The 23886-nt window shown below is 41.5% G+C and carries 16 protein-coding genes and 1 tRNA gene; 10 read left to right on the top strand and 7 right to left on the bottom strand.

The window, feature by feature from the left end:
- Positions 1 to 116: 116 nt before the first annotated feature.
- Together atoS and H3V00_RS03990 are read left to right on the top strand one after the other, a co-directional pair.
- Positions 117 to 1937, top strand: coding sequence for a two-component system sensor histidine kinase AtoS (atoS, locus tag H3V00_RS03995; protein ID WP_198207040.1), 1821 nt, complete (start codon positions 117 to 119; stop codon positions 1935 to 1937).
- Positions 1938 to 1957: 20 nt separating this feature from the next.
- Positions 1958 to 3352, top strand: coding sequence for a sigma 54-interacting transcriptional regulator (locus H3V00_RS03990; protein WP_041878951.1), 1395 nt, complete (start codon positions 1958 to 1960; stop codon positions 3350 to 3352).
- A 306-nt stretch (positions 3353 to 3658) separates the two neighbouring features.
- Here H3V00_RS03990 and H3V00_RS03985 read toward each other — a convergent pair whose 3' ends face one another.
- Complete coding sequence (locus tag H3V00_RS03985; protein WP_198207041.1) at positions 3659 to 4444, bottom strand: exodeoxyribonuclease III; 786 nt, start codon at positions 4442 to 4444, stop codon at positions 3659 to 3661.
- A 76-nt stretch (positions 4445 to 4520) separates the two neighbouring features.
- Between H3V00_RS03985 and pyrE the strand changes: the two genes are divergently transcribed.
- Positions 4521 to 5159 carry an orotate phosphoribosyltransferase gene (gene pyrE, locus H3V00_RS03980; RefSeq protein ID WP_198207042.1) on the top strand — a complete coding sequence of 213 codons (639 nt, stop codon included), beginning with the start codon at positions 4521 to 4523 and terminating at the stop codon, positions 5157 to 5159.
- A gap of 98 nt (positions 5160 to 5257) precedes the next feature.
- Entirely contained in the window at positions 5258 to 5821 is a 564-nt protein-coding gene (locus H3V00_RS03975) for a DedA family protein (RefSeq protein WP_198207043.1), read from the top strand.
- A gap of 178 nt (positions 5822 to 5999) precedes the next feature.
- Here the strand turns inward: H3V00_RS03975 and H3V00_RS03970 are convergent, their stop codons facing one another.
- The 3 genes from H3V00_RS03970 to H3V00_RS03960 form a co-directional block, all read right to left on the bottom strand.
- Positions 6000 to 7148 carry a porin gene (locus tag H3V00_RS03970; RefSeq protein WP_084586670.1) on the bottom strand — a complete coding sequence of 383 codons (1149 nt, stop codon included), beginning with the start codon at positions 7146 to 7148 and terminating at the stop codon, positions 6000 to 6002.
- Positions 7149 to 8025: 877 nt separating this feature from the next.
- Positions 8026 to 9123, bottom strand: a complete 1098-nt coding sequence (locus H3V00_RS03965) for a porin (protein ID WP_084586393.1) — start codon at positions 9121 to 9123, stop codon at positions 8026 to 8028.
- A gap of 518 nt (positions 9124 to 9641) precedes the next feature.
- Positions 9642 to 12401, bottom strand: coding sequence for an Rne/Rng family ribonuclease (locus tag H3V00_RS03960; protein ID WP_198207044.1), 2760 nt, complete (start codon positions 12399 to 12401; stop codon positions 9642 to 9644).
- Between the two features lie 565 nt (positions 12402 to 12966).
- Between H3V00_RS03960 and H3V00_RS03955 the strand changes: the two genes are divergently transcribed.
- Positions 12967 to 13962 (top strand): RluA family pseudouridine synthase, encoded by a 996-nt coding sequence (locus H3V00_RS03955; RefSeq protein WP_198207045.1) that lies wholly within the window; start codon positions 12967 to 12969, stop codon positions 13960 to 13962.
- Between the two features lie 34 nt (positions 13963 to 13996).
- Here the strand turns inward: H3V00_RS03955 and galU are convergent, their stop codons facing one another.
- Together galU and H3V00_RS03945 are read right to left on the bottom strand one after the other, a co-directional pair.
- Complete coding sequence (galU, locus tag H3V00_RS03950) at positions 13997 to 14878, bottom strand: UTP--glucose-1-phosphate uridylyltransferase GalU (protein ID WP_084562678.1); 882 nt, start codon at positions 14876 to 14878, stop codon at positions 13997 to 13999.
- A 169-nt stretch (positions 14879 to 15047) separates the two neighbouring features.
- The gene (locus H3V00_RS03945) at positions 15048 to 16697 is read right to left on the bottom strand and encodes a dihydroxyacetone kinase subunit DhaK (RefSeq protein ID WP_198207047.1); all 1650 of its coding nucleotides are present in this window, start codon (positions 16695 to 16697) and stop codon (positions 15048 to 15050) included.
- A 444-nt stretch (positions 16698 to 17141) separates the two neighbouring features.
- Between H3V00_RS03945 and sppA the strand changes: the two genes are divergently transcribed.
- The 4 genes from sppA (at position 17142) to cysE (ending at position 21969) form a co-directional block, all read left to right on the top strand.
- Positions 17142 to 18101 (top strand): signal peptide peptidase SppA, encoded by a 960-nt coding sequence (sppA, locus tag H3V00_RS03940; protein ID WP_174830607.1) that lies wholly within the window; start codon positions 17142 to 17144, stop codon positions 18099 to 18101.
- A gap of 259 nt (positions 18102 to 18360) precedes the next feature.
- On the top strand, positions 18361 to 19431 hold the full coding sequence (locus H3V00_RS03935; RefSeq protein WP_198207049.1) for a quinone-dependent dihydroorotate dehydrogenase: 1071 nt from the start codon (positions 18361 to 18363) through the stop codon (positions 19429 to 19431).
- Between the two features lie 217 nt (positions 19432 to 19648).
- Complete coding sequence (gene rng, locus H3V00_RS03930) at positions 19649 to 21145, top strand: ribonuclease G (protein WP_038649004.1); 1497 nt, start codon at positions 19649 to 19651, stop codon at positions 21143 to 21145.
- 29 nt (positions 21146 to 21174) lie between these two features.
- On the top strand, positions 21175 to 21969 hold the full coding sequence (gene cysE / locus H3V00_RS03925; protein WP_025331328.1) for a serine O-acetyltransferase: 795 nt from the start codon (positions 21175 to 21177) through the stop codon (positions 21967 to 21969).
- A gap of 230 nt (positions 21970 to 22199) precedes the next feature.
- Here the strand turns inward: cysE and H3V00_RS03920 are convergent.
- Positions 22200 to 22276 (bottom strand) — tRNA-Met (locus H3V00_RS03920).
- A gap of 262 nt (positions 22277 to 22538) precedes the next feature.
- Between H3V00_RS03920 and ychF the strand changes: the two genes are divergently transcribed.
- On the top strand, positions 22539 to 23630 hold the full coding sequence (gene ychF, locus H3V00_RS03915) for a redox-regulated ATPase YchF (protein WP_025331329.1): 1092 nt from the start codon (positions 22539 to 22541) through the stop codon (positions 23628 to 23630).
- The last annotated feature ends 256 nt before the right edge of the window (positions 23631 to 23886 follow it).

Raw genomic sequence — 23886 nt, 5'->3', positions numbered from 1 at the left:
TTGTTAATTTGCATAATTCATCTGATAATTTAAAATTAATTCAGATAAATATTTTGGCTGTGTACCAGCCGGATACTAAAAATATTTTATTGATAATTATGGATATTTGAGCACTTATGAACACCAGTTTTCTTCAGCGCCTATATCCGGAACGAATCAGTGCCCGTATTTTTTTACTGGTGACCTTCCTATCCTGTTTTTCAATTTTTGTCTGTGCCGTTCTAATTGATAAAGAAGGGCGCGAACTTCTCAGACAGGAAAAAAGCCATAAACTTTATGCCATTACCAAAACTCTGGATTTGCTTTTAGGTGATGCTTACCAGCAGGTGGATAAAAACCTGCCCCGAACACAACAAATTACCCAGCTTAATCAGTATCTCACTCCTAAAATTGAACCGCTACTGAAAGACATGCCGAATATTGCAGCCGGTTATTATCATAAACAATTAGATGCCATTGTGTTGTATGCCCCGCAGTCAGCCTATGGTGTTAATGTTGGTAAATCTATTCCGGCTGAGCATAAAGGGCGTGAAGTCATGACCAGCGGCCGGCATATGATTGAAACCGGCCAGCAAGTCCGCGGCAATATCATGAATGCCATGACTCCTATTGTGCGCAATAATCAGATAATCGGCTATATCTGGGCTAATGAAACTTTGGATGACATTGAAAAACAGGCCTTTGTATTTGATAAAAATGTCATTATTATCAGCCTGATCTGTATGCTGAGCTGTATTTGTATTGCTTCTGTTTTATCCAGAAAACTGAATACTGATATCAATATAATCAAACAGGGGATGGAAAAACTCCCCTTCTCGCTGGATAGTCGTCTGCCGGTTATTCGCGGTGAGCTGAATGAAATTGTCAGCGGAATTAACAGTCTGGCCGAAAAGCTTAGAAAAACCAAAACTATCAACGAGCTGATTCTGGAAAATACACTGGATGCGGTTATTACCGTGGATAATAATGGCTTTATTACCATGTTAAATCCGGCTGCAGAAAAAATCACCGGCTACCAGCTGGAACAAGTCCTTGGCCGGCCATATTCAACCATAGTTGATGATAAAAATTTTCAAAGTCCTTTACTGGATACTTTATACAATGGTATCGATCATGTCGGTGTGGAAGTAGATTTTCCGGTTGCTCGGCAAATTATCCGAATCTCAGCCAGCACCAGCCATCTGAAAGATTATCAGGGTAATATTATTGGTGCCGTCGTTATTTTTAAAGATATCACCGAACGGGAAGAAGTAGAAAAATTAATCCAGCAAACCGAACGTCTGGTGGCACTGGGCGAGCTGATGGCAGGCATTGCCCATGAAATCCGCAACCCGCTGGCTGCAGTACGCGGTTTCGTGCAATATCTGCAAAATGATTTACCCCGTGCTGAACAAAATGAATATCTTGAGATTATTCTGAAAGAAGTGGATTCGATTAATCAGGTTATCCAGCAGCTACTTGATTTCTCAGTACCCTCAAAAAATTATTATGTTTCGGTACAATTAAACGACCTGATTAATGAAGTGCTGGTACTGGTTAATTCATCTCACCGCTCAAATAACATCTTCCTGACTCTTTCATTAGCCAGCCAGTTACCGCCATTGTATCTGGATAAAGAATTAATCAAACAGGCAATACTGAATTTATTAATCAATGCCATTCAGGCAGTCAGTGATCAGGGCAACATTGAAATCTCTACATTAATGTCTGCTAACCAAAAGTATCAGTTAATCCGGATAAAGGATGATGGTGAAGGCATTAAAAGCGAAATAATGGATAAAATCTTTACACCATTTTTTACCACTAAAATTTCTGGTACCGGACTGGGTCTGGCCATGGTTGAAAAAATAGTTTCCTCACATAAAGGGCAAATTAGCATTAAAAATAATGAGCACAGCAACGGTGTTACGGTTGAAGTAGCACTTCCCGTTAACTGATACACAATAATCCGGAATTTATGTCAGAAAAAATCTTAATTGTCGAAGATGAATTAAATCTGCGCAAACTGTTATCTATTTTTTTATCACAGGAACATTATCAGGTTATTGCTGTTGATAATGCAGAAGACGCTATTGAAACCTTAGAACAGCAGCCGGTTGATTTAATTTTAATGGATAATCGCCTGCCTCAGATGAGCGGGCTGGAAGCACTGAAAATAATTAAACAGAACTATACGGATATATCCATTATCCTTATGACTGCCTATGCCGGTGTGGATACAGCGGTAGAAGCATTAAAACTCGGTGCAATTGATTATATTGTTAAACCCTTTGACCTGAATGAACTCAAAGCACTGATAAAACGTACCCTGGAGTTGAGCAAAGCTAAAAAAGAGGGAATGGATTTATCGCCGAAAATAGAATTATTCAGCTCGGATAATAAGGGGCATATTCTGACTAACAGCCCGAATATGATGGAACTGTGTCGCAATATTGCCAAAATTTCACAAACCAAAACCACCGTATTGATTACTGGTGAAAGCGGTACGGGTAAAGAATTAGTCGCCAAAACCATTCATTATTACAGTACCCGCTCAACCGGCCCGTTTATCAAAGTAAACTGCGGTGCATTACCGGAAACCTTGCTGGAAAGTACTTTATTCGGGCATGAAAAAGGATCATTTACCGGCGCTTATCAACGCCAGATTGGTTTATTTGAGCGGGCACACCAGGGTACACTTTTTCTGGATGAAGTAGCTGAAATGTCAACCAATCTTCAGGTTAAGCTTCTGCGGGTAATCCAGGAAAGAGAATTCGAACCAATCGGTGGCAGCAGATTAATTAAAACTGATTTCAGGCTGATTGCCGCTACCAATCGCAGCCTTCAGGATATGATCAGCACTGGTGAATTCCGCGAAGATTTATTCTACAGACTGAACGTAATGGAATTAAGCTTACCACCCTTACGCGACCGGAAAAATGATGTCATGCTGCTGGCGCGCTATTTTGCCAATCAGTTTTGCCATGAAAATAATAAGGAGTTACTGGATTTTTCGATTAGTGCGGTAGAAGTACTTAATCAATACCCATGGCCGGGCAATGTGCGTGAATTGTCTAATGCCATCGAACATGCAGTAGTCATGTCTAACGGACTATTTATCTATCCGCAAGATTTGCCTGCACAAATTATTGCTCATAAAAAAACACCTGATTTTCATCCTGATTTTAGTGAAGATGAACAGCTTGGTGCTACCTTAAAAGAAAAAGTCAAAATTTATGAGAAGGAATTAATCATTAATGAATTGAGACTGAATAACGGACACCGGGAAAATACCGCCCGCTCACTAGGCGTCAGCAAAAGAACATTATTATATAAAATGCAGGAATACGAGATTGTAGAGACCATTAATTAAATCACATTAACTCAGTTCCATGAATACCGGTTCCTGATATTCCCATATTTATTACCACGGCAAATATCAGTCTGCCATCAGACAATCAATATACAGGCGTTTACTGAACGCTTTACGCGAATGCAATTAATGATAGCGATGGGAAATAGAATTTATCATAAACGGATAAAGCATGCTTACCCTACCCGCTTCTGCCTATTCACTGGCAGCCGGTGCCTATTCACTGGCAGCCGGATTAAATATATTACTGGTCACGCAAACCACCCGCTGATCAGATTGTTATATGACTGCCGAAAACCAATTGCATTACTTCGAGCACTTTATTTGATAGTCATAATCAACAATCAAAGGCGCATGATCAGAAAATTTTTCTTCTTTATAGATCGTAGCAGTTTGTGCACAGGCAGCCAGTGCTGGCGTAGCCATCTGATAATCAATACGCCAACCTACATCTTTGGCATAAGCCTGCCCGCGATTGCTCCACCAGGTATAACCGGGAATCTCAGAATACAGCGTACGCCAGATATCCACCCAGCCAAGCTCATTGATAATCCTGCTCAGCCATTCACGCTCTTCCGGCAAAAAACCAGAATTTTTCAGATTGCCACGCCAGTTTTTTAAATCAATATTCTGGTGCGCTATATTCCAGTCGCCACAGATTACGATATCGCGCTGTAAGGCCTGCAATTCGCGCAGAACCGGTAAAAATTTATCCAGAAAACAGAATTTAGCCTGCTGCCGCTCTTCCGAACTGCTTCCGGACGGCAAATACACAGAGATAACACTGAGCTTGCCAAAATCAGCACGTACATAGCGGCCTTCATGATCAAAATCTTCCCATCCTAAGCCGATTTGTACATCATCAGGCTGCTGTTTACTGTAAATTGCCACACCACTATAGCCGCGTTTCACTGCGGTATGCCACGCACCATACATGCCCAGCGGATGCTTCATCTGCTCAGTCATATCGGCTTCCTGGGCTTTTAACTCCTGAACACACACAATATCAGCCTTTGCCTGCGCCAGATAATCAATAAAACCCTTACTGGTAGCTGAACGTATTCCGTTTACATTGGCTGAAATAATGCGCATCCGCATGTCCTTTCGATTAATGATAAAATTTACATCTTAAAATTTTTAATCTGCCATTTTACCATTAAGGATCATTATGTCTGATTTCCGTCAGGATTTTCTGCACTTCGCTCTGCAACAACATGTTTTAAAATTTGGCCAGTTCACAACCAAAGCCGGCAGACAATCACCTTATTTTTTCAATGCCGGACTGTTTAACGATGGCTATAGTATTTTGCAACTGGCACGTTTTTATGCACGCTCGATTCTTGCCAGCGGTATTGAATTTGATATGCTGTTCGGACCGGCCTATAAAGGCATTATTCTGGCCGCAGCAACAGCCATGATGCTGGCGGAAGAAGGGCGTAATGTACCATATGCCTATAACCGTAAAGAAACAAAAGACCATGGCGAAGGTGGCGTACTGGTTGGTGCACCGCTTAAAGGTCGTGTACTGATTATAGATGATGTTATTTCAGCCGGTACTTCCGTACGTGAATCGGTTGCCATCATTCAGCGTGAAGGCGCGGTTACCGCAGGTGTAGCCATTGCACTTGACCGCATGGAAAAAGGTCAGGGAAATCAATCCGCCGTTCAGGAAGTCGAACAACAGTATCAAATACCGGTAACGGCCATTGCCACATTGGAAGATTTACTGCTGTTATTAGAAAATGACTCAACACTGGCTGATTATCGCCAGCCGGTAGCAGATTACCGCCGTCAATATGGTGTGTAAATTTTGTCTGGTTCTGGCAAAACAGATTGCCAGAACAGTTCAAACAACCTTATGTTTAACAAATGATTTCTTTCTAACCCTATTAAACAGATGAATAGATGAATGTTGAGCAATTACTGAATTACTATGGCTATCTGGCTATATTTATCGGCAGCATTCTTGAAGGTGAAACCATACTGACCCTGGCCGGCTTTTTCGTACACAAAGGCTATTTATTATCTGCGCCTTCAATCCTGTGCGCGGCAGGTGGCGGGATGCTGGGTGACCAGATATGTTTTTTGCTCGGTCGTTATTACGGTAAACATCTATTGCAGCATTTCCCTAAACTGGATCCGATGGTAGCCAAAACTGATCGTTTGCTGTGTAAACACAGCTCTGTCATTATTATCGGAGTACGCTTCATGTATGGTTTGCGTATTGCCGGCCCGATTGCCATCGGTATGAGTAAAGTAACATTCCATCGGTTTCTGTTATTTAATGCATTGGGCGCTTTACTCTGGGCAACCATTATCGTTAGTTTTGGTTATCTGTTCGGACAATCAGCGCAATGGCTGTTTGCAGAGTTTCAACAATATACGAAACTGCTCTTTGTTGTTATTCTGATAGTAGCTGTATTTGCTTTGCTGATATACTGGTATATCAAACGGCATCGTAATAAATAAAACAGAAACAAAAACGGCTTTTAAGCAAAATCAGTAATTAAATAATTATACAAATTTGATTGCAGATACAAAATACAGATGTATTTTATTTCAATAATTAGCTGGTTGGATTTACCGGATACAAAAAACAAACCCCGCTGCTGCGGGGTTTATTCTAAAATCAGCTAACAAAGCCTGATTAGAAAGTATGTTTCAGACCAACACCAAATGCAGTAGTTTTATTTTTACCTCTGCTTTCGTTCAGTTCATTGTAGCCGTTACCCTCACGCAACCAGCCAGCCTGTACATTAGCAGTAGTATGTTTAGAGAAATCATAATCAGCACCTAATACGATCTGATCGTATTTGGTATTTTTCATTTTATCGCCATCCAACTTAATGTCCCAGCCATGGGCATAAGTGAATTTCGGAAAAATATTACCAAAGTGGTAACCAACAGTCAGAGCCGCTTCCTGTCCCTGATTATCCCAGGTTACATTATGATCACCAACATTCATGGTGATTAAGTTACCTTGCTCATTTACACCTACAGGAATAGAAGCACCTTTTAAACCATTGAAATACGAGCTGGTATTTTTGGTATATTGGTAACCTACACCTACAAACAGATTATTAGCATCATAGCCGCCTTCAACGCGATGTACCTGACCGTCTTTTAATTTAGTGTTACCGGATTCAGTAATTATAGCTGCTGAATTTTTCAGATAATCGAAACCATATTTTGCAAAATATCCGGCATTGTGATAATTCAGACCGATACTGTATTTATCGCCGGCACCCATACCATAATCATACTCACTGTTCCGGTCACCGCCATTTACATTATCACGCGGAGAGTATAATGCATTAAATTTGAAACCAGCCCATTCCGGAGAATCGTAAGCAATACCTACATAACGCTGACCGGTACGGGTAAATTTACCTAAACCCAGCACTTCATTGTTGTATTCCCATGGATCTACTGTATCCATATTGGCTTTCATCTGATTACTAATGCGACCGGCACGAACAGTACCGAATTCAGACTGAAAACCAATGAAAGAATCACGATTAGCCCAGCCATCAGCTTTACCATTACTGTTACCCAGATGGATAGCAGACTCAACCTGCCAGATAGCTTTCAGACCATTACCTAAATCTTCAGAACCCTTGAAACCGATGCGTGAACCATAATCAGCTATACCATTCTGGTACGGACCACGGCTGTCACCACTGGTTTTAGTAGAAGATACTTCATAGCCTGCTTTCATTTGGCCGTATAAAACAACATCTGCCATAGCAACAACCGGCAAAGTGGTCAAAGCCAAAGCAATCAGGTTTTTTTTCATTACTGTATTCCTAGTCTCAACGTCAAAAATACAAACTTCAAAAACCAAATGAAGAGCTTTTGAAGTTTTACATCAATCGCCATTACGACGAGTGTGCGGAATATACTGGTCGGGTAATAAAAAAGCAAACCACTGATTCTAATTATTGATTCAGGTAATTTTCCTCATTAAAGAATAGGTAAAATAAATATTAGAAATGTATTTAAATGCTGATTATATTTTTAGATACTAAAATAATATTGACTAAAAAAAACAGCAATTCACTTTAATAAATATTAAAAATACATTTTTTATTTTTCAGAAAAAAATTGTATAGAAAAGTCATTTACAACAACCGGAGAATTAATTTATAAATATCCTTGACCGGAACCACAATACTGATAAACCATTTTTTACTTGTATTCAGTTAAACCAGTACTGTTAAGATAAATATCAATATTCTTATATGGTTTATTTTTTGAATTCTCATTGATTTCTGAACTTAATTACAAATAATTATTGAATTCAAATAATAACTTATACCAGTATATATTCATCACAATATAATAATTCAGTAATATCAATATCTATATTTTTTATAAAAATAATAATTTCTATTTAGTTTTTCTATATCAATAATTTATCAGAGTATTTCCATACATATTTGCCTAAAAATGATTTATTCGAATATAACATTAATCATTAGGTTTCGATGTATTCGTATTGAAATTCTGAAAGGAAAACCGAGAATGAAATGTAGAAGAACCAGCTGTTAAATAATTTGGAATAGCATTTTATTTATATTATTAAAAAACTAATCCCTGACTGAAAAACAAACTAAATTGTTCTACAATCAGGGATTAGACTCAAATACTAATCAGTAAGAATTAAACACTAATTAGAATGTGTGTTTCAGGCCAACACCGAAAGCAGTAGTTTTGTCTTTACCAAGACCTTCGCCGTTACCTTCACGCAACCAGCCTGCCTGTACGTTAGCAGTGGTACGTTTAGAGAAATCATAATCAGCACCTAACACAACCTGATCGTATTTGGTGTTTTTCTCTTTGTCACCGTTAATTTTTACATCCCAGCCATGAGCATAGGAAATTTTCGGGAAAATATTACCAAAATGATAACCAACAGTCAGAGCTGCTTCCTGTCCCTGATTGTCATCAGTTACATTGTGGTCACCAATACCACCCAGACTCTTTTCACTTAAACCTCTGTAGTATGAAGTAGTGTTTTTAGTGTACTGATATCCAACACCCACAAACCAATTATTGGCATCATAACCACCTTCAACACGGTGTACCTGACCATCTTTCAGATCTGTTGTGCCATCGTCATCAGTTTTAATAGCAGAATTTTTCAGGTAATCAAAACCGTATTTAGCAAACCAGCCAGAGTTTTGGTAGTTCAAACCAAGGCTGTATTTCTCACCAGTACCGATACCGGCTGTGTACTCAGAAGGACGATCACCAAGGTTTACATTATCACGCGGAGAGTACAATAAGTTAAAGTTGAAACCAGCCCATTCCGGAGAATCGTAAGCGATACCTACATAACGGGCATCAGTACGGGTGAATTTACCCAGACCCAATGCTTCATTGTTGTATTCCCAAGCATCAACAATGTCCATATTAGCATTCATCTGATTGCTGATACGACCAGCGCGAATAGTACCGTATTTAGTTTCCAGACCTAAGAAAGAGTCACGGTTAGCCCAGCCATCAGATTTGTCATTACTATTACCCAAATGAATTCGGGATTCAACCTGCCAGATAGCTTTCAGACCATTACCCAAGTCTTCAGAACCTTTGAAACCGATACGTGAACCGTAGTCACCAATACCGTTCTGGTAAGGACCGCGGGTTTCGCCACTGGTTTTAGTAGAAGAAACTTCATAGCCTGCTTTCATTTGGCCATACAAAACAACCTCAGCCATAGCGGCAACCGGCAAAGTGGTCAAAGCCAAAGCAATCAGGGTTTTTTTCATTGCTGTATTCCTTTTCTATGTCGAAAAAACAAACTTCAAAAACCTAATGAAGAGCTTTTAAAGTTTTGCATTAATCGCCGCATTAGCGATTTCATGGCTGTCAATATAATGCTTTAGTTGCAAAAAAACAAATTCATTTGCAAACACACAACACTTTTGACCAATCCTACTGCGGCAAATAATAGGTGAATAACAATATTTTCAATTAAATTCAATGAATTATATAAAAAATAATCCATTAAAATAAAATGTTTTCAGTTTTTAAAAGTGTTGCACTTTTTCAACACAATAACTGAATTAAATAATCAGTCTGAGCAGCTATTGTATCAGAGGTAACTTATTGTCACCTGTGCAAAATACATTCCAATAGCTGCTTAATTGGTTACCAGTATTGTACAAATTAATAAGTAATTTATAAATATCATTCTTAATTCAGCATGATATTTTCTCAGAAGCGCTGATGGTATTCATACAAACGAAATACTAATCATTTAGCTACCAAAAGCGCGCACATCTGTCTATGCTCTGGTTTCAACCTGCTCCAAGGCTGCCGGTGTCACAGCAGCATCCGTCTTGCTAAGCATAATATCTTTACGCCGCAGTTTAGACTGCACCGGAACCGGCTCTGCATCATTACCGGTTAAAACTGCCTTATCCGCACTGGTCTCAACCAGTATCAGCCCGCCTTGTTCAGCAATACGGCACAAACTGATACCTGCATCTGTGCTGGTAATCATTATTTCAGGCTCAGTTATAATCGCCTCTTGAGTCTGAATAAGAGTTTCAGTACCAGCAATATCTGCTTTATCAACAACAGATAATTGCCGCTCAGTTTCTAACTGTGCCAGCACATGTGTAATAGCCAGCTTTGCCTGTGCAACTGCATTTTGCACGATTACATCATGAGTTTCACTCAACGTATTCGGTTGCGCTGAATAAATACTAATACGATTAATATCTTTTTCAGGATTGAGTACATGCTCAGCAGTTAACTGTATTTGTGCAGTAATAGCGGCAATATCAATATTTCTACTTATTTTTCTGGCAGAAACAATGTAATTGCGTTTTTTCTTACCATTCTGTCGACGGCTGTTTTTATCATGTCGTGCTTTATGCCGTTCATTTTTCGATCCGGTATCTGTCAGAGTAATAATCAGAGGATCTCCGGCCTGAGTTTCATCAACCGCATTAATTATATCAGCATGTTGCACAGGCATTTCATTTTTGCCTGATGTCCGCTGACGACGTCTGCGCGAGGTATTCTGCTCCTGTTTAAAAGTATTTTGTTCCTGAACTGAATCAGTTACTGTATCTGCCTGTGCCGTCGCATATCTGTCAGCACGCTTTTCTTCACGCCGGTTACGATTCTCATTGGCTGACCGATTAGTTATTGCCGGATCAGTTGATACTTTATTGTCATTGGTACTATTACCTTTGGAGGCTGAATCAGTATTTTTAGCCAGCCGGCCGGCACGTGCCTGACGGCGTTCTTGTGTCTGGGATTTCTGATTTTTTTTCTGATGCGCGGGTTTGACGGTTTTTTCTGCCGCCGCACGATCTGCCGTGGCAGATTCAACCGCTTTTCCACCCAGCAGATTACCCAGCCAGCCAGTCAATTTTTTCCACATACCTACTGATTCAGTTTTACCTGTAGCAGTTTTCTCAATAAGCGGAGCAGGCTGAGTATGATGAATTCCTTTAACAGCCGCCTCTGGCTTAACCGGTTTATTCTGACCAATAGAAAAAGGCAGTTCGCCTATATTTTCCGGTTCCTGTACCTGATGGTAGCTGGGAACGGTATTTTCTTCCACATTATCGGTACGTACACGGGTCACGCTGTAATGCGGATTTTCCAGATGAATATTCGGAATCAGCAATACACATACATCCAGGCGTTCTTCCAGACCAAACAGTTCAGCACGTTTTTCATTCAGCAAAAAAGTAGCCACATCCACCGGTACCTGTACCCGTACTTCGGCGGTGTTATCTTTCATTGACTCTTCCTGAATGATGCGCAGGATGTGTAATGCAGTTGATTCAATACTGCGGATAAAGCCAGTGCCGGCACAGCGCGGACAAATGGTATGACTGCTTTCTCCCAATGATGGTTTCAGGCGTTGTCTGGATAATTCCATTAAACCAAAGCGGGACAATTTAGCCATTTGTACCCGGGCACGGTCTTTTTTCAGCGCTTCACGCAGGGTAATTTCTACATCACGCTGATTTTTACTGTTCTCCATGTCAATGAAGTCAATAACCACCAGTCCGCCCAGATCACGCACACGCATCTGCCGTGCAACCTCTTCAGCAGCCTCCATATTGGTTTTGAAAGCAGTATCTTCAATATCCGCACCACGGGTTGCTCTGGCAGAGTTAACATCTATGGATACCAACGCTTCGGTGTGGTCGATAACTATAGCACCACCGGATGGCAGAGCAACTTCACGCGAAAACGCAGACTCAATCTGCTGCTCTATCTGAAAACGGGAAAACAGCGGAATATGGTCGGTATAATGCCGCAACCGGTTAATATAGGCTGGCATCACATAAGACATAAACTCACGAATCTGATCATACACTTCCTGAGAGTCAATCAGGATTTCCCCGATATCCGGCTGGAAATAATCGCGAATGGCACGAATAAGTAAGGAACTTTCCATAAACAACAGGTAAGGCTCACTATGCTGCTGCGCCGCCTGCTCAATTGCCCGCCACAATTGAATCAGATAATTAAGATCCCACTGTAATTCTTCGGTACTGCGACCAATACCGGCTGTACGTGCAATCAGGCTCATTCCGCGCGGTGTATCAAGCTCACTCATTGCCTGCTTGAGCTCCTGCCGGTCTTCTCCTTCAATACGACGGGAAACACCGCCGCCACGCGGATTGTTCGGCATCAGTACCAGATAGCGTCCGGCCAGACTGATAAAAGTGGTCAGAGCTGCGCCTTTATTACCGCGCTCATCTTTTTCCACTTGTACAATGACTTCTATACCTTCTGAAAGTACATCCTGAATCCGGACACGGCCACCTTCATAATTCTGAAAATAGCTGCGTGAGATTTCTTTAAATGGTAAGAAACCATGACGGTCTGTGCCATAGTCTACAAAACATGCTTCCAGAGAAGGTTCGATACGGGTGATGACACCTTTATAGATATTGCCTTTACGCTGTTCTTTCCCCAGCGTTTCGATGTCAAGGTCAAGCAGACTTTGCCCATCCACAATAGCCACACGCAGCTCTTCTGCCTGTGTAGCATTGAATAACATTCGTTTCATGAAAACCTCGTTGTGTGCACTGACGAGGCGTGGTAATTAGTATTTGACACCCATAGCCTTGCCCGATTAAATCATTCGCGGCAAACTAAACAGGCTTTCATCATAAAGAAGGTGTAAAGATCATATCCGCCATTCAGCATCATAATTCCTGCTAAACAGGGTGTGTTCGGTATCCGATCAGTATGGATTGGACACTTAACTGGGGTAGCCATTCTTCTGTTATTCTGTCAGGTGCTCGGGCACATTAGCGGCTGCGTTTTCAGGTTTTGTCCTGCCTAATCACGTCTGAAGCCGTGGCTTGCCACCTGATGGAGTCAAACTTAATCACTAACCCTTGCTGCTGACGGCTGGTCAGCAACATGGGGAAATACGCCTGCAACAGTGCGTTTTTCCGGTAAATACGTTAACATTTCATTATTTACAGCCAAATTGCGCTTTCAGGCACTTTTTCAGCTTCGGGCAAAATGCGGCCATTTTTGGTTCAGTTCAGTCTGCCAACACGATATTTGGTCATGACCACTGATGACTTTTATTTATTTATAAAAGCTTACGGATTATAAGCAATATGACGGTTTTAAGCAAAGATTCAGTGCAGTTTTTATCTGTCTGTGCAGAAAGTGCCGGTCAGAGACTGGATAATTATTTAATACGGGAATTAAAAGGAGTACCGAAAAGTCATATTCAGCGCATTATTCGTAGCGGAGAAGTCCGGCTGAACAAAAAACGCTGTAAAGGAACAGACCGGATTCAGGTCAATGATGAGATCCGTTTACCTCCTATTCGCATTGCGGCCAGACACGCATCTGCAACAACTCTGGCTATTCCTGCTCAGAAATTTACGGTTGTTTATGAAGATGATGTATTACTTGTGATTAACAAACCAGCCGGTATTGCTGTACATGGCGGCAGTGGTATTAGCTTTGGCGTCATTGAGCAGCTGCGCCGCGCCTGCCCTGAATCCCGTTATCTGGAGCTGGTTCACCGGCTGGATAAAGATACCAGCGGCTTGCTGATGATAGCCAAAAAACGCAGTGCTTTGGTCAAACTGCATGAATCAATCCGCCAGAATCATCCGCATAAAGTGTACCTAGCTCTGGCCATTGGCAACTGGCCGGAAAATATACGGCAAGTTAAACTTCCACTGCTGAAATATACCGGTGCACAAGGGGAAAAAATGGTACGTATCGCCGGCAATACCCAGGAGGGACAACGGGCACATACGCAGTTCCGGATACTGCAACGTTATGCAGGCGAGCAATTACATCATATGGGCATCAGAGCATTAACACTAATGGAAGCAACACTTAAAACAGGCCGCACCCACCAGATACGTGTCCATATGCAATCACAGTTATGCCCTATTGCCGGAGATGAGCGTTATGGCGATTATCAGATAAATAAGCGCCTGCAAAAAGCCGGGCTGAAAAGAATGTTTTTACATGCTTCTGAATTAACGCTGACTCATCCGGTTAGTGGCGATATTTTACAGCTTACCGCTCCTTTACCGGATGATCTGCAACTATTCCTGAATCATTTGCCAAAAACATCCGGCAAAATGTAAACGATGCTTATATCTATCTGTGTATCTGCCTGCATCAAAATGCTTGCTGCTGCAGCCATTGTCTAAGTGCGGTACCGCATTGATTGTGACGCAGACTATATTCAATGAAAGTTTTCATATAGCCAAGTTTGTTACCGCAATCATGTGAATAACCCTGAATCACAAAAGCATCTACAGCTTCCTGCTGCATCAGGGCGGCGATGGCATCGGTAAGCTGAATCTCGCCTCCTGCACCGGGCAGTGTTTTTTCCAACTTAGACCAGATACCGGCTGAAAGTACATAACGGCCAACCACAGCCAGATCAGACGGAGCCTGTTCTGTTGAAGGTTTTTCGACAATAGCACTCATCCTGATGCTGTTTCCAGAATCAGCCTGCTGACCATTACAATCAACAATACCGTATTTATTAACTTCACTCATCGGTACACGTTCAACCATAATCTGGCTGCGCTGCGTAGTCCGGAACTGTTTTAGCATTGCAGCCAAATTATCTGTAGCCAGATTACAGGCTTTTTCATCTATCAGCACATCTGGCAGTAAAACAGCAAATGGTTCATCACCAATAACTGAACGTGCACACAGCATTGCATGACCCAAACCTTTGGCTTCACTTTGACGGACTTGTATTATTTGCATTCCACGAGGTAATACATTTCGGATTTCATCCAATAAAGTCATTTTACCTTTGTTCTGCAACTGTGTTTCCAGCTCAAATGCCGTATCAAAGTGGTTTTCAATTGCTGCTTTAAATGCATGGTTAACCAGAACAATTTCATTAATTCCTGCAGCAGCACATTCCTGAACGATATATTGAATTAATGGTTTATCGGCCACAGTCAGCATTTCTTTTGGAATAGCTTTTGTGGCCGGTAACATACGTGTACCCAATCCTGCTACAGGAATCACTGCTTTCATCTAATTCAATCCTATTAAAATAGTATAAATATATTATTTAAAATAATATTATTTTAAAACAAAAAATTACCAGCTTAATTTAACATAAAATATGTCATAGATATTACCCGTTTATTATTCAGAATCAAAATTAATTTATGAGTAATATCTAAACACTTTAACCTTCATTTTACAGCTTAATCTGTAACTTACCCAGTGCAGTAAACACCTCAGCCACTGCCACTGCCCCCGGATCAGGCACTCCGGCGAGATTTTGCTGATTAACGTAAGATGAACGCCCTGCTCCGGCTTTATGTATACCAGCAGTTTTTTCTGCTCCCTCTCTGGCTGCCTGTATGGCGGCAGAAAAATTCCGGTTCTGCCATGCATCTAACGCCGGTTGTAATGCATCAATCAGAGTTCGGTCACCTATATCTGCACCACCATAATGTTTCATTTGTGCCAGCCCGTTTAATAATGCATCTACCAGCGTACCGCCTGTCTGTAGTTTCTGACCGGCTGCGGTGAAAAAGATAGACATTAATACCCCGCTTGAACCACCCATAACAACAGACAGTCGTTCGCCAATGCACAGCAACAGTTGAGGCAAATCATTTAACGGTAAGTGTCTTTGTGCCAGCTGCGAGGCTATAGCATGAGCAGCATGAGCAAATGTACTTCCAGTATCGCCATCACCTACTTTTGCATCCAGAGCATTAAGCTGATTTTCCAGTCGAATCAAAGTATCAGTAATGACAGTAATATATTCTGCTATCCGGGCATTTTCGGATGGAATATAAACTGACTGTTTATATTCAGTTTCACATACTACGGTTTTTAGTGGCTGTAAAACTACGGGTTTCTGCCATCCCTGTGTTTCTACGGGCGCATTAAGTGCCTTACTAAAGTAATCGTTCAGCTTAAGCAAGGAAAGTGAAAAACCTTTCATATCCAAGGAAGTTACCAGTGATGCAGGACCAATCAGTAAATCTGTCTGTTTACTAATAGCTGAATGCGCTAACTCACGTGTCAGTACGGCCATTTCTAGCGCAGACACACCGCCCAGATTATTAATTAAAACAGCAAAACGGCCTGCCCCAGCTGACTTCGATAATGCCCGAACCAGTGTATCAATCAGTATTTTGCTATTGTGCGTATCCTCTACAGAAGCACCCGGTTCGCCATGAATACCCAGACCAAGTTCGACCTGTCCGGCTTTAATTCGTCTTTCTTCTGTATAGTCCGGTAAATTACAGGTTTGCATGGCTACACCTAAGCTATACAGATTGTCACAGGTTTGCTGTGCTATCTCGCGTACCTGAGATAAGGATTTACCTTCCTCTGCCGCATAACCTGCTATCTTATGCACCAGTACTGTACCGGCAATACCGCGGGGTTGTCTGTTTTCCGGCAGAGAAATATCATCTGCAACAATAACCATCTCCACATTTATCCCATGACTTTTAGCCTTTTCCGCCGCCAGTCCGAAATTCAGCCGGTCTCCGGTATAATTTTTGACGATTAACAAACAACCCTGTTCTCCCGTTACTGCCATAATTGCGCTAAATACCGCATCGACGCTGGGCGAAGCAAATAAATCTCCGCACACTGCTGCAGTTAACATACCTTTGCCAACAAAACCGGCATGTGCGGGCTCATGACCGGAACCACCGCCGGAAATAACTGCTACTTTGCTTTTATCCCAGTCATTACGCATCACTACCCGAATTGCCGGGTCCGTATCCAGCCTGACAAGGTTACCTTCAGGTACGGAAATAATTAAACCCTCAATCGCTTCATTAACCAGTTGTTTACGGTCGTTAAAAAAGAATCTGGACATGATTTTCCAAGTTTTAATTACAAAATGACAAACATGAATGATGCTGAATACAGACTAAGCACATTAAACGGACTAATCGATTTCATCCTTCGAATATAAAGGTATCAGCACCAACAGACTCAGCTTCAGTTTCGATACAATGTTTAAATTTATCTATAAAATACAGTACCGGATGTAGTACAACAACTTCCTTTATTCTATTGTTTCAGCTTACTAACTATCGTCTGATTTAACTTGCTCCGGTTAATAGCTGCGCTATTATAATTTAGACACTCATACAGATAAAGCTTGACCCGAATTCTTAAACAATAAGAACATAGACAAATATTAATTCAGATATAATTAGATTCTGGTTTAATTTCAGATATAAACCACTTTACACAATCAACAGAGCTGACAGAAACAGAATAGACTGACACAGACTAACAGCAGAGAATAAAGCAAATGACAATCAAAATTAATGGATCAGGATCGACAAATGGCAATCCTGAAAAAAATAGCAGCTGGGAACGCAATATGCTGGAGAAGCTGTTACTTGAAGTATACCGCGAACAACGGCGCAATCGAATCTGGCGCTGGGTCTGGCGATTACTCTGGCTGTGCATTATTATTTTTATCATTACAGCAGCGATGGGAAGTTCAATACCCAATAGCCCGCACACAGCGGTCATTGATCTGAGTGGTGTGATCAGCAGCGAGAATAATCAGGCAGAATTATTACGTAAAAGCCTTAAAACAGCCTATAAGAATAAAAATGTTAAAGGCATTATCATTCGTGCCAACAGCCCGGGCGGTTCACCGGTCATTTCCAGTATTGCCTATGAAGAAATCCGACATCTGAAAGCAAAACATCCGAAGATACCTTTATATGTTGTAACTGAGGATATGTGCGCCTCCGGTTGTTATTATATTGCCAGTGCTGCAGATAAAATTTATGCAGATCCGTCCAGCCTTGTCGGCAGTATCGGTGTTATTGGCAGCAGTTTTGATTTTACAGGTCTGATTGACAAACTTGGAATTAAACGCCGGGTAAAAATAGCCGGCAACAATAAAGATATGGGCGATCCATTTGTGCCGGAAACCCCGGAACAGGCGGAAATCTGGCAACAAATGCTAAGCAGTATTCATAAGCAATTCATTCAGGCGGTGCAGCAGGGGCGTGGTGACCGATTAAAAGTTGCTGATAATCCGGACATATTCAGCGGTCGTGCTTATACCGGTGAAGAAGCTAAAGCAGTCGGACTAGTAGATGATTTTGGCAATATTTACACAGTTGCCCGCGATGTTATTGAAGCTCCGGAACTGGTAGATTACACTGCTGAAACCAGCTGGAAACGCTTCGGACGAAGCATAGGCAGCACATTACAGCAGAATTTTCAGGGTATGGCTGACAAACCATGGTGATATCCGGCTATAACCGCAATAATGAACAGATATTCTGATTATTATGCCCGTTTATGCTTTCTGCTCTAAATTACAGAACCATAAACGGGTATATTGTTATATATCATCAGATGAAGAGGTTATTGTTATAAAACATAAAATATTTATCGGCAGCAATTAAATAATTTATTCACCTACGCATACCGAATTTGATTATTTTCCACCCGAATTGATAGTGTTGTTGGTTATAATATTTCTTCCTTTTTCAATCACCAATATCATGTATCCTATTATTAAACCATTGCTATTCAGACTGGATCCCGAAAAAGCCCATTACCTGACATTAAAATCGCTGCAATGGTTACATCGTTATCATTGTGGTTTTTTACTGGGATGCAAACCAGGCTTCTCAATCATGCAGAAAAATACCAATAGTATTTTTCCTGACAACAATATTAACAATACTACAACTCTGATGGGACTAACGCTCCCCAATCCTGTAGGACTGGCTGCCGGTCTGGATAAAAATGGTGAATATATTGATGCACTTGCTATGCTGGGATTTGGTTTTATAGAAGTAGGCACTGTGACACCTCTACCTCAGGCAGGCAATCCTAAGCCGCGGTTATTCAGATTACCAAAGCAACAGGCAATTATTAATCGTATGGGCTTTAACAATTATGGTATTGATACTTTAATCAATAATATTGCAAATAGCAGGTATCGCGGCATATTGGGGATTAATATTGGCAAAAATGCTGCCACACCGATTGAAAAAGCAGTGGATGATTATCTGATTTGTCTGGAAAAAGCCTACCCGCATGCCAGTTATGTCACTGTTAATATTTCTTCACCCAACACACGTGATTTACGCAGCCTGCAAAGTGCCGGAGAGCTGGACAGATTATTAAACCACCTCAAAAACCGTCAGGCCCAGCTGGCTACTCAGCAAAGCCGCTATGTGCCTATTGCCATCAAAATTGCTCCTGATCTGGATGAAGAGCAAATTGAAGCCATTGCAGAGGTTGCATTGAATACTCAAATAGACGGAATTATTGCCACCAATACTACTATAGACAAAACTCCTTTGGGTACGCATAAATTTGCTCAGGAAACTGGGGGGTTGTCTGGTCATCCCGTACAGACACAGAGTAATTACGTTCTGAATCAGTTATCTGCACACATTAATACACAAATTCCGCTTATCGGTGTAGGGGGGATTACAACCGGTGCGGATGCAGCAGAAAAAATCCGCCTTGGTGCCGCCGCCGTCCAGTTGTATTCAGGTCTGATTTTTCGAGGTCCTCAGTTAGTTGCCGAATGTATCAAGAGCTGCTCACAGTTAAAATAATGTGTGTGCTATTACAGCAAATACTACAAATTTAAGTTTTATATTTATTTGCAGACTATTTCGCCAGATAACATTATGCAACTGCGTTTGGCAGGAAACTCTTGGCTGCGCTATGATGTCAATCGCACTATACAAACAGACCAGATTACTTTGTACAGTTTTTATCTGTACAGATGGAGACTGCACAAAGTGATTTGATTAAATTGAAAGCTCCATCATGCATAACAGCGACATATCGCTGCCGAAGGATATTCAGCGGCCAGCTGAAACGGTACTGGTAAATATTACTCCGCAAGAAACCAGAGTAGCCGTAATGGAAGAAAATACGTTGTGTGAAATTCATATTGAACGTAATTGCGGCCATGGTCTGGTAGGCAATATTTATCTGGGTGTGGTGCGCCGTGTATTACCCGGTATGCAAAGCGCCTTTATTGATATCGGACTGGAACGTGCCGCTTTTCTGCATATTGTTGATGTACTCGAGCAGCGTCAGCAACCAGAGCAGATTCAGCGTATTGAACACACGCTGCATGAAGGACAATCAATTGTTGTACAGGTCATCAAAGACCCGATTAATACTAAAGGCGCACGTCTGTCTACCCAGATATCACTGGCTGGACGTTTTCTCGTATATCTGCCTCAGGATGAGCATATCGGCATCTCACAGCGTATTGAAGACGAAGAGGAACGCAACCAGTTACGTGAACGGCTGGAAAATCTGTTACCGGCGGATGCTGCCCATGGCTATATTATCCGTACCAGTGCCGAAAATGCCACTGATGCAGAATTGCAGGCTGATATCAATTATCTGACCAAGCGATGGCAGCATATTCAGCAACTATCCAAAACCTGTCCGCCTGAAACATTACTGTATCAGGATTTACCCCTGAGTTTACGTGTATTGCGTGATATGTACAGTGACAATATCAATCACATTATTGTGGATTCAACCAGCCATTATCAACGCATGCACGAATTTGCCACGAATTATTCTCAGGGTGCACTGGATAAATTGCAATTATTTAAGGATGATTGTCCGTTATTTGAAAAATACAATATCGAAGCCAAAATTAACCGCTCTCTGCAACCACGGGTGAATCTGGATTTTGGCGGTTATATTATTATTGAGCCGACAGAAGCTATGACTACCATTGATGTAAATACGGGCGGTTTTGTCGGCGCACGCAATTTTGAAGAAACTATCTTTAAAACCAATCTGGAAGCCTGCCATGTGATTGCACGTGAACTGCGTTTACGCAATCTGGGGGGAATTATCATTATTGATTTTATCGATATGACCAACGAAACACACCAGCAGGAAATTCTGACCGAGCTGGCTCAAGCGCTGGCCTACGACCGTACCCGCGTTACACTTAACGGTTTTACCAGTTTAGGTCTGGTAGAGCTAACACGCAAACGTACCCGGGAAAATCTGACCCAGATACTGTGTGAACCCTGTCCTGTCTGTCAGGGGCGTGGTCGCATCAAAACAGCACAAACTATGTGCTATGAGATTTTGCGCGAAATAGTATGCGAATCACGTCGTCCTGATATTAAGCAATTGCGCATACTAGCCTCTCCCAGCGTCATAGATTTATTTCTGGATGAGGAAGCCGATTCTTTGAAAATGCTAAGTGATTTTATTGACAAGCCGATTGCTCTGGCAGTAGAAACCACTTACACTCAGGAACAATATGATATTGTGATTCAATAAATTTAATCTGCAAACGAGAAATTAAACATATGAATTTACCTGATGCTGCTCAGGCTGAAAACCTGTGGCAAACCATTCGTCATGAAACCGAAATAGCAGTCAGCAATGAACCTATACTGGCCAGCTTTCTGCACTTGAGTGTATTACGTCATAAAAATTTTGCCCGCATGCTGGCCTTTCATCTGTCTACCAAAATGTCCAGTGCTGTAATGGATGCGCGGGCATTATTCGAGATTTATCTGGAGGCCTTACATCAGGATACTTCTATTATTCATGCAGCCCTGGCAGATATTGTTGCCTATTATGAACGCGATCCCGCCTGTGAAACCTATAGTTTACCATTATTGTATTACAAAGGTTTTCACGCCATACAGACCCATCGCATTAACCACTGGCTCTGGCAACAGAATCGCCATACTCTAGCCTATTTTTTACAAAATCGTGCTTCAGAAGTTTTAGGAGTTGATATCCATCCTGCTGCTTCAATGGGCTATGGAATTATGATTGACCACGGTACGGGTGTGGTTATTGGCGAAACAGCGGTGCTGGGTAATAATATTTCGCTGTTACACGGTGTTACTCTGGGTGGCTCCGGTAAACAAAGCGGTGACAGGCATCCGAAAATCAGTGACGGTGTCATGATCGGAGCCAATGCCTCTGTATTAGGCAATATTCGTGTACATACCTGCGCCAAAGTAGGTGCCGGCAGTGTCGTAGTTAATGATGTTCCGGAATATTCAACAGTAGTAGGCGTACCTGCGCGCGTTATCAGCAAAACAGATAATCATGAAAGTCCTGCTCAGGAAATGGATCAAAGAATTTAATTTGAATAAGCAAAAGTACGCAATAGTTAATGTTAACCAGAAAATTCTACATAAATCTGTATTTAAGATCACAGGCAGCAAAATAAACAGCTGCCTGTATTTTACAGTTTACCAATAAATCCGGAAAACATCTGCGCAGGAAACAGTCAGGGTAATCAAATTATATGCCATATGAATAAAATAACATAGATAATAAAAAACGCAAACTCAACCAGAGCTTGCGATTTATTTGGTGGCGAATCAGGGATTCGAACCCCGGACACAAGGATTATGATTCCTCTGCTCTAACCGACTGAGCTAATTCGCCGTATCTCATTTCAAGAGAGACGCAATTATACGATATTTTTCTGATTATGCAAGCACTCAAAAAGAAAAAATTTTTATTTTATTGTTTTTATAAATCATTTTATATGACTTCAATTCATACAGTATTTATCTGGCGTTTAAAGAGCGATAAATGCGCATTTAAAGGAGAATAACACAGTGTTTTACCGGTTTGGCACAGGTATCTGCATGCTTTATGATACAATTCAGCCATTTTTAAATATCGCCTGTTTTCAAGGAATATCATGAGTTTGAAATGTGGCATTGTGGGTTTGCCCAATGTAGGCAAATCTACCCTGTTTAACGCCCTTACCCAGTCTGGTATTGAAGCTGCCAATTATCCTTTCTGTACTATTGAGCCTAATGTCGGTATTGTTGAAGTGCCGGATGATCGCATGGAAGAACTGGCTAAAATCGTTAATCCCAAACGAACCCAGCCGGCCATCGTTGAATTTGTCGATATTGCCGGACTGGTAGCCGGAGCAAGTAAAGGCGAAGGTCTGGGTAATCAGTTTCTGGCCAATATCCGTGAAACTGATGCCATCGTAAACGTTGTGCGCTGCTTTGATGATGATAACATTGTGCATGTTTCCGGAAAGGTAGATCCGATTTCGGATATTGAAGTCATTGGTACCGAGTTGGCACTTGCAGATTTGGCCAGTGTAGAAAAAACCATCATACGCGAAAGCAAAAAAGCCAAATCCGGTGATAAAGAAGCACAAAAACTGGTGGCCATTCTGGAACGCTTACAACAACATCTGCTTGAAGGTAAACCCGTACGCTCGGCAGGACTCGATCAGGATGAGCTAACACTGATTAAACCTTTATGTCTGCTTACTGTAAAACCGGCAATGTATGTAGCCAACGTAGCTGAAGACGGCTTTGATAACAACCCGCATCTGGAACGTCTGCAACAACTGGCGGCACATGAAAATGCACCTGTTGTTGCACTATGTGCAGCAATGGAAAGCGAAATTGCCGATCTGGATGAGGCTGATAAAGCCGAATTTCTGCAAGAAATGGGTTTAAAAGAACCAGGGCTGAATCGCCTGATTCGCGCCGGCTACGACTTACTCGGTTTGCAAACCTATTTTACTGCCGGCGTTCAGGAAGTCAGAGCATGGACCATCCATAAAGGCGATACAGCCCCTCAGGCTGCCGGTGTTATTCATACCGATTTTGAACGTGGTTTTATCCGTGCTCAGGTTATTGCTTACGAAGATTTCATTGCCTGCGGAGGTGAAGCCAAAGCTAAAGAGGCCGGTAAAATGCGTGCTGAAGGCAAGGAATACATCGTAAATGATGGTGATGTAATTCATTTTCTGTTTAACGTATAACCATTAATCTCTTTAAACCAGCTATATTCTTATCCAGAATGTAGCTGGTTTATGCATTTCGGTTAATAATAAATTTATTTTTTAGCCTGACATATCGAATCCCATCGGTTCGGTTATCTAAACTATCTGCCGGCAACCAATAAAAATCAGCCTTGATATTGATTATCCATATGATTTATCTATTATAAATATCACCATACCAATTTATAAACAGAAACTGAAAAAGTATTTCCGGCCACTACCAAACTAATGAATT

The sequence above is a fragment of the Snodgrassella sp. W6238H11 genome (genome assembly GCF_016100525.1).
Taxonomy (GTDB): Bacteria; Pseudomonadota; Gammaproteobacteria; order Burkholderiales; family Neisseriaceae; genus Snodgrassella; species Snodgrassella alvi.
The sequence above is the reverse complement of the archived record's forward strand: the minus strand, read 5'-3'. Positions and strand labels throughout refer to the sequence as shown.

What these genes read in the sequence shown, in the direction of transcription:
- H3V00_RS03955 (WP_198207045.1), top strand. Translation starts at nt 12,967, where the DNA reads ATGACGGTTTTAAGCAAAGATTCAGTGCAGTTTTTATCTGTCTGTGCA.
- rng (WP_038649004.1), top strand. Translation starts at nt 19,649, where the DNA reads ATGCATAACAGCGACATATCGCTGCCGAAGGATATTCAGCGGCCAGCT.
- galU (WP_084562678.1), bottom strand. Translation starts at nt 14,878, where the DNA reads ATGAAAGCAGTGATTCCTGTAGCAGGATTGGGTACACGTATGTTACCG.
- atoS (WP_198207040.1), top strand. Translation starts at nt 117, where the DNA reads ATGAACACCAGTTTTCTTCAGCGCCTATATCCGGAACGAATCAGTGCC.
- H3V00_RS03960 (WP_198207044.1), bottom strand. Translation starts at nt 12,401, where the DNA reads ATGAAACGAATGTTATTCAATGCTACACAGGCAGAAGAGCTGCGTGTG.
- sppA (WP_174830607.1), top strand. Translation starts at nt 17,142, where the DNA reads ATGACAATCAAAATTAATGGATCAGGATCGACAAATGGCAATCCTGAA.
- H3V00_RS03965 (WP_084586393.1), bottom strand. Translation starts at nt 9,123, where the DNA reads ATGAAAAAAACCCTGATTGCTTTGGCTTTGACCACTTTGCCGGTTGCC.
- cysE (WP_025331328.1), top strand. Translation starts at nt 21,175, where the DNA reads ATGAATTTACCTGATGCTGCTCAGGCTGAAAACCTGTGGCAAACCATT.
- H3V00_RS03985 (WP_198207041.1), bottom strand. Translation starts at nt 4,444, where the DNA reads ATGCGCATTATTTCAGCCAATGTAAACGGAATACGTTCAGCTACCAGT.
- H3V00_RS03935 (WP_198207049.1), top strand. Translation starts at nt 18,361, where the DNA reads ATGTATCCTATTATTAAACCATTGCTATTCAGACTGGATCCCGAAAAA.
- H3V00_RS03975 (WP_198207043.1), top strand. Translation starts at nt 5,258, where the DNA reads ATGAATGTTGAGCAATTACTGAATTACTATGGCTATCTGGCTATATTT.
- H3V00_RS03990 (WP_041878951.1), top strand. Translation starts at nt 1,958, where the DNA reads ATGTCAGAAAAAATCTTAATTGTCGAAGATGAATTAAATCTGCGCAAA.
- pyrE (WP_198207042.1), top strand. Translation starts at nt 4,521, where the DNA reads ATGTCTGATTTCCGTCAGGATTTTCTGCACTTCGCTCTGCAACAACAT.
- ychF (WP_025331329.1), top strand. Translation starts at nt 22,539, where the DNA reads ATGAGTTTGAAATGTGGCATTGTGGGTTTGCCCAATGTAGGCAAATCT.
- H3V00_RS03970 (WP_084586670.1), bottom strand. Translation starts at nt 7,148, where the DNA reads ATGAAAAAAAACCTGATTGCTTTGGCTTTGACCACTTTGCCGGTTGTT.
- H3V00_RS03945 (WP_198207047.1), bottom strand. Translation starts at nt 16,697, where the DNA reads ATGTCCAGATTCTTTTTTAACGACCGTAAACAACTGGTTAATGAAGCG.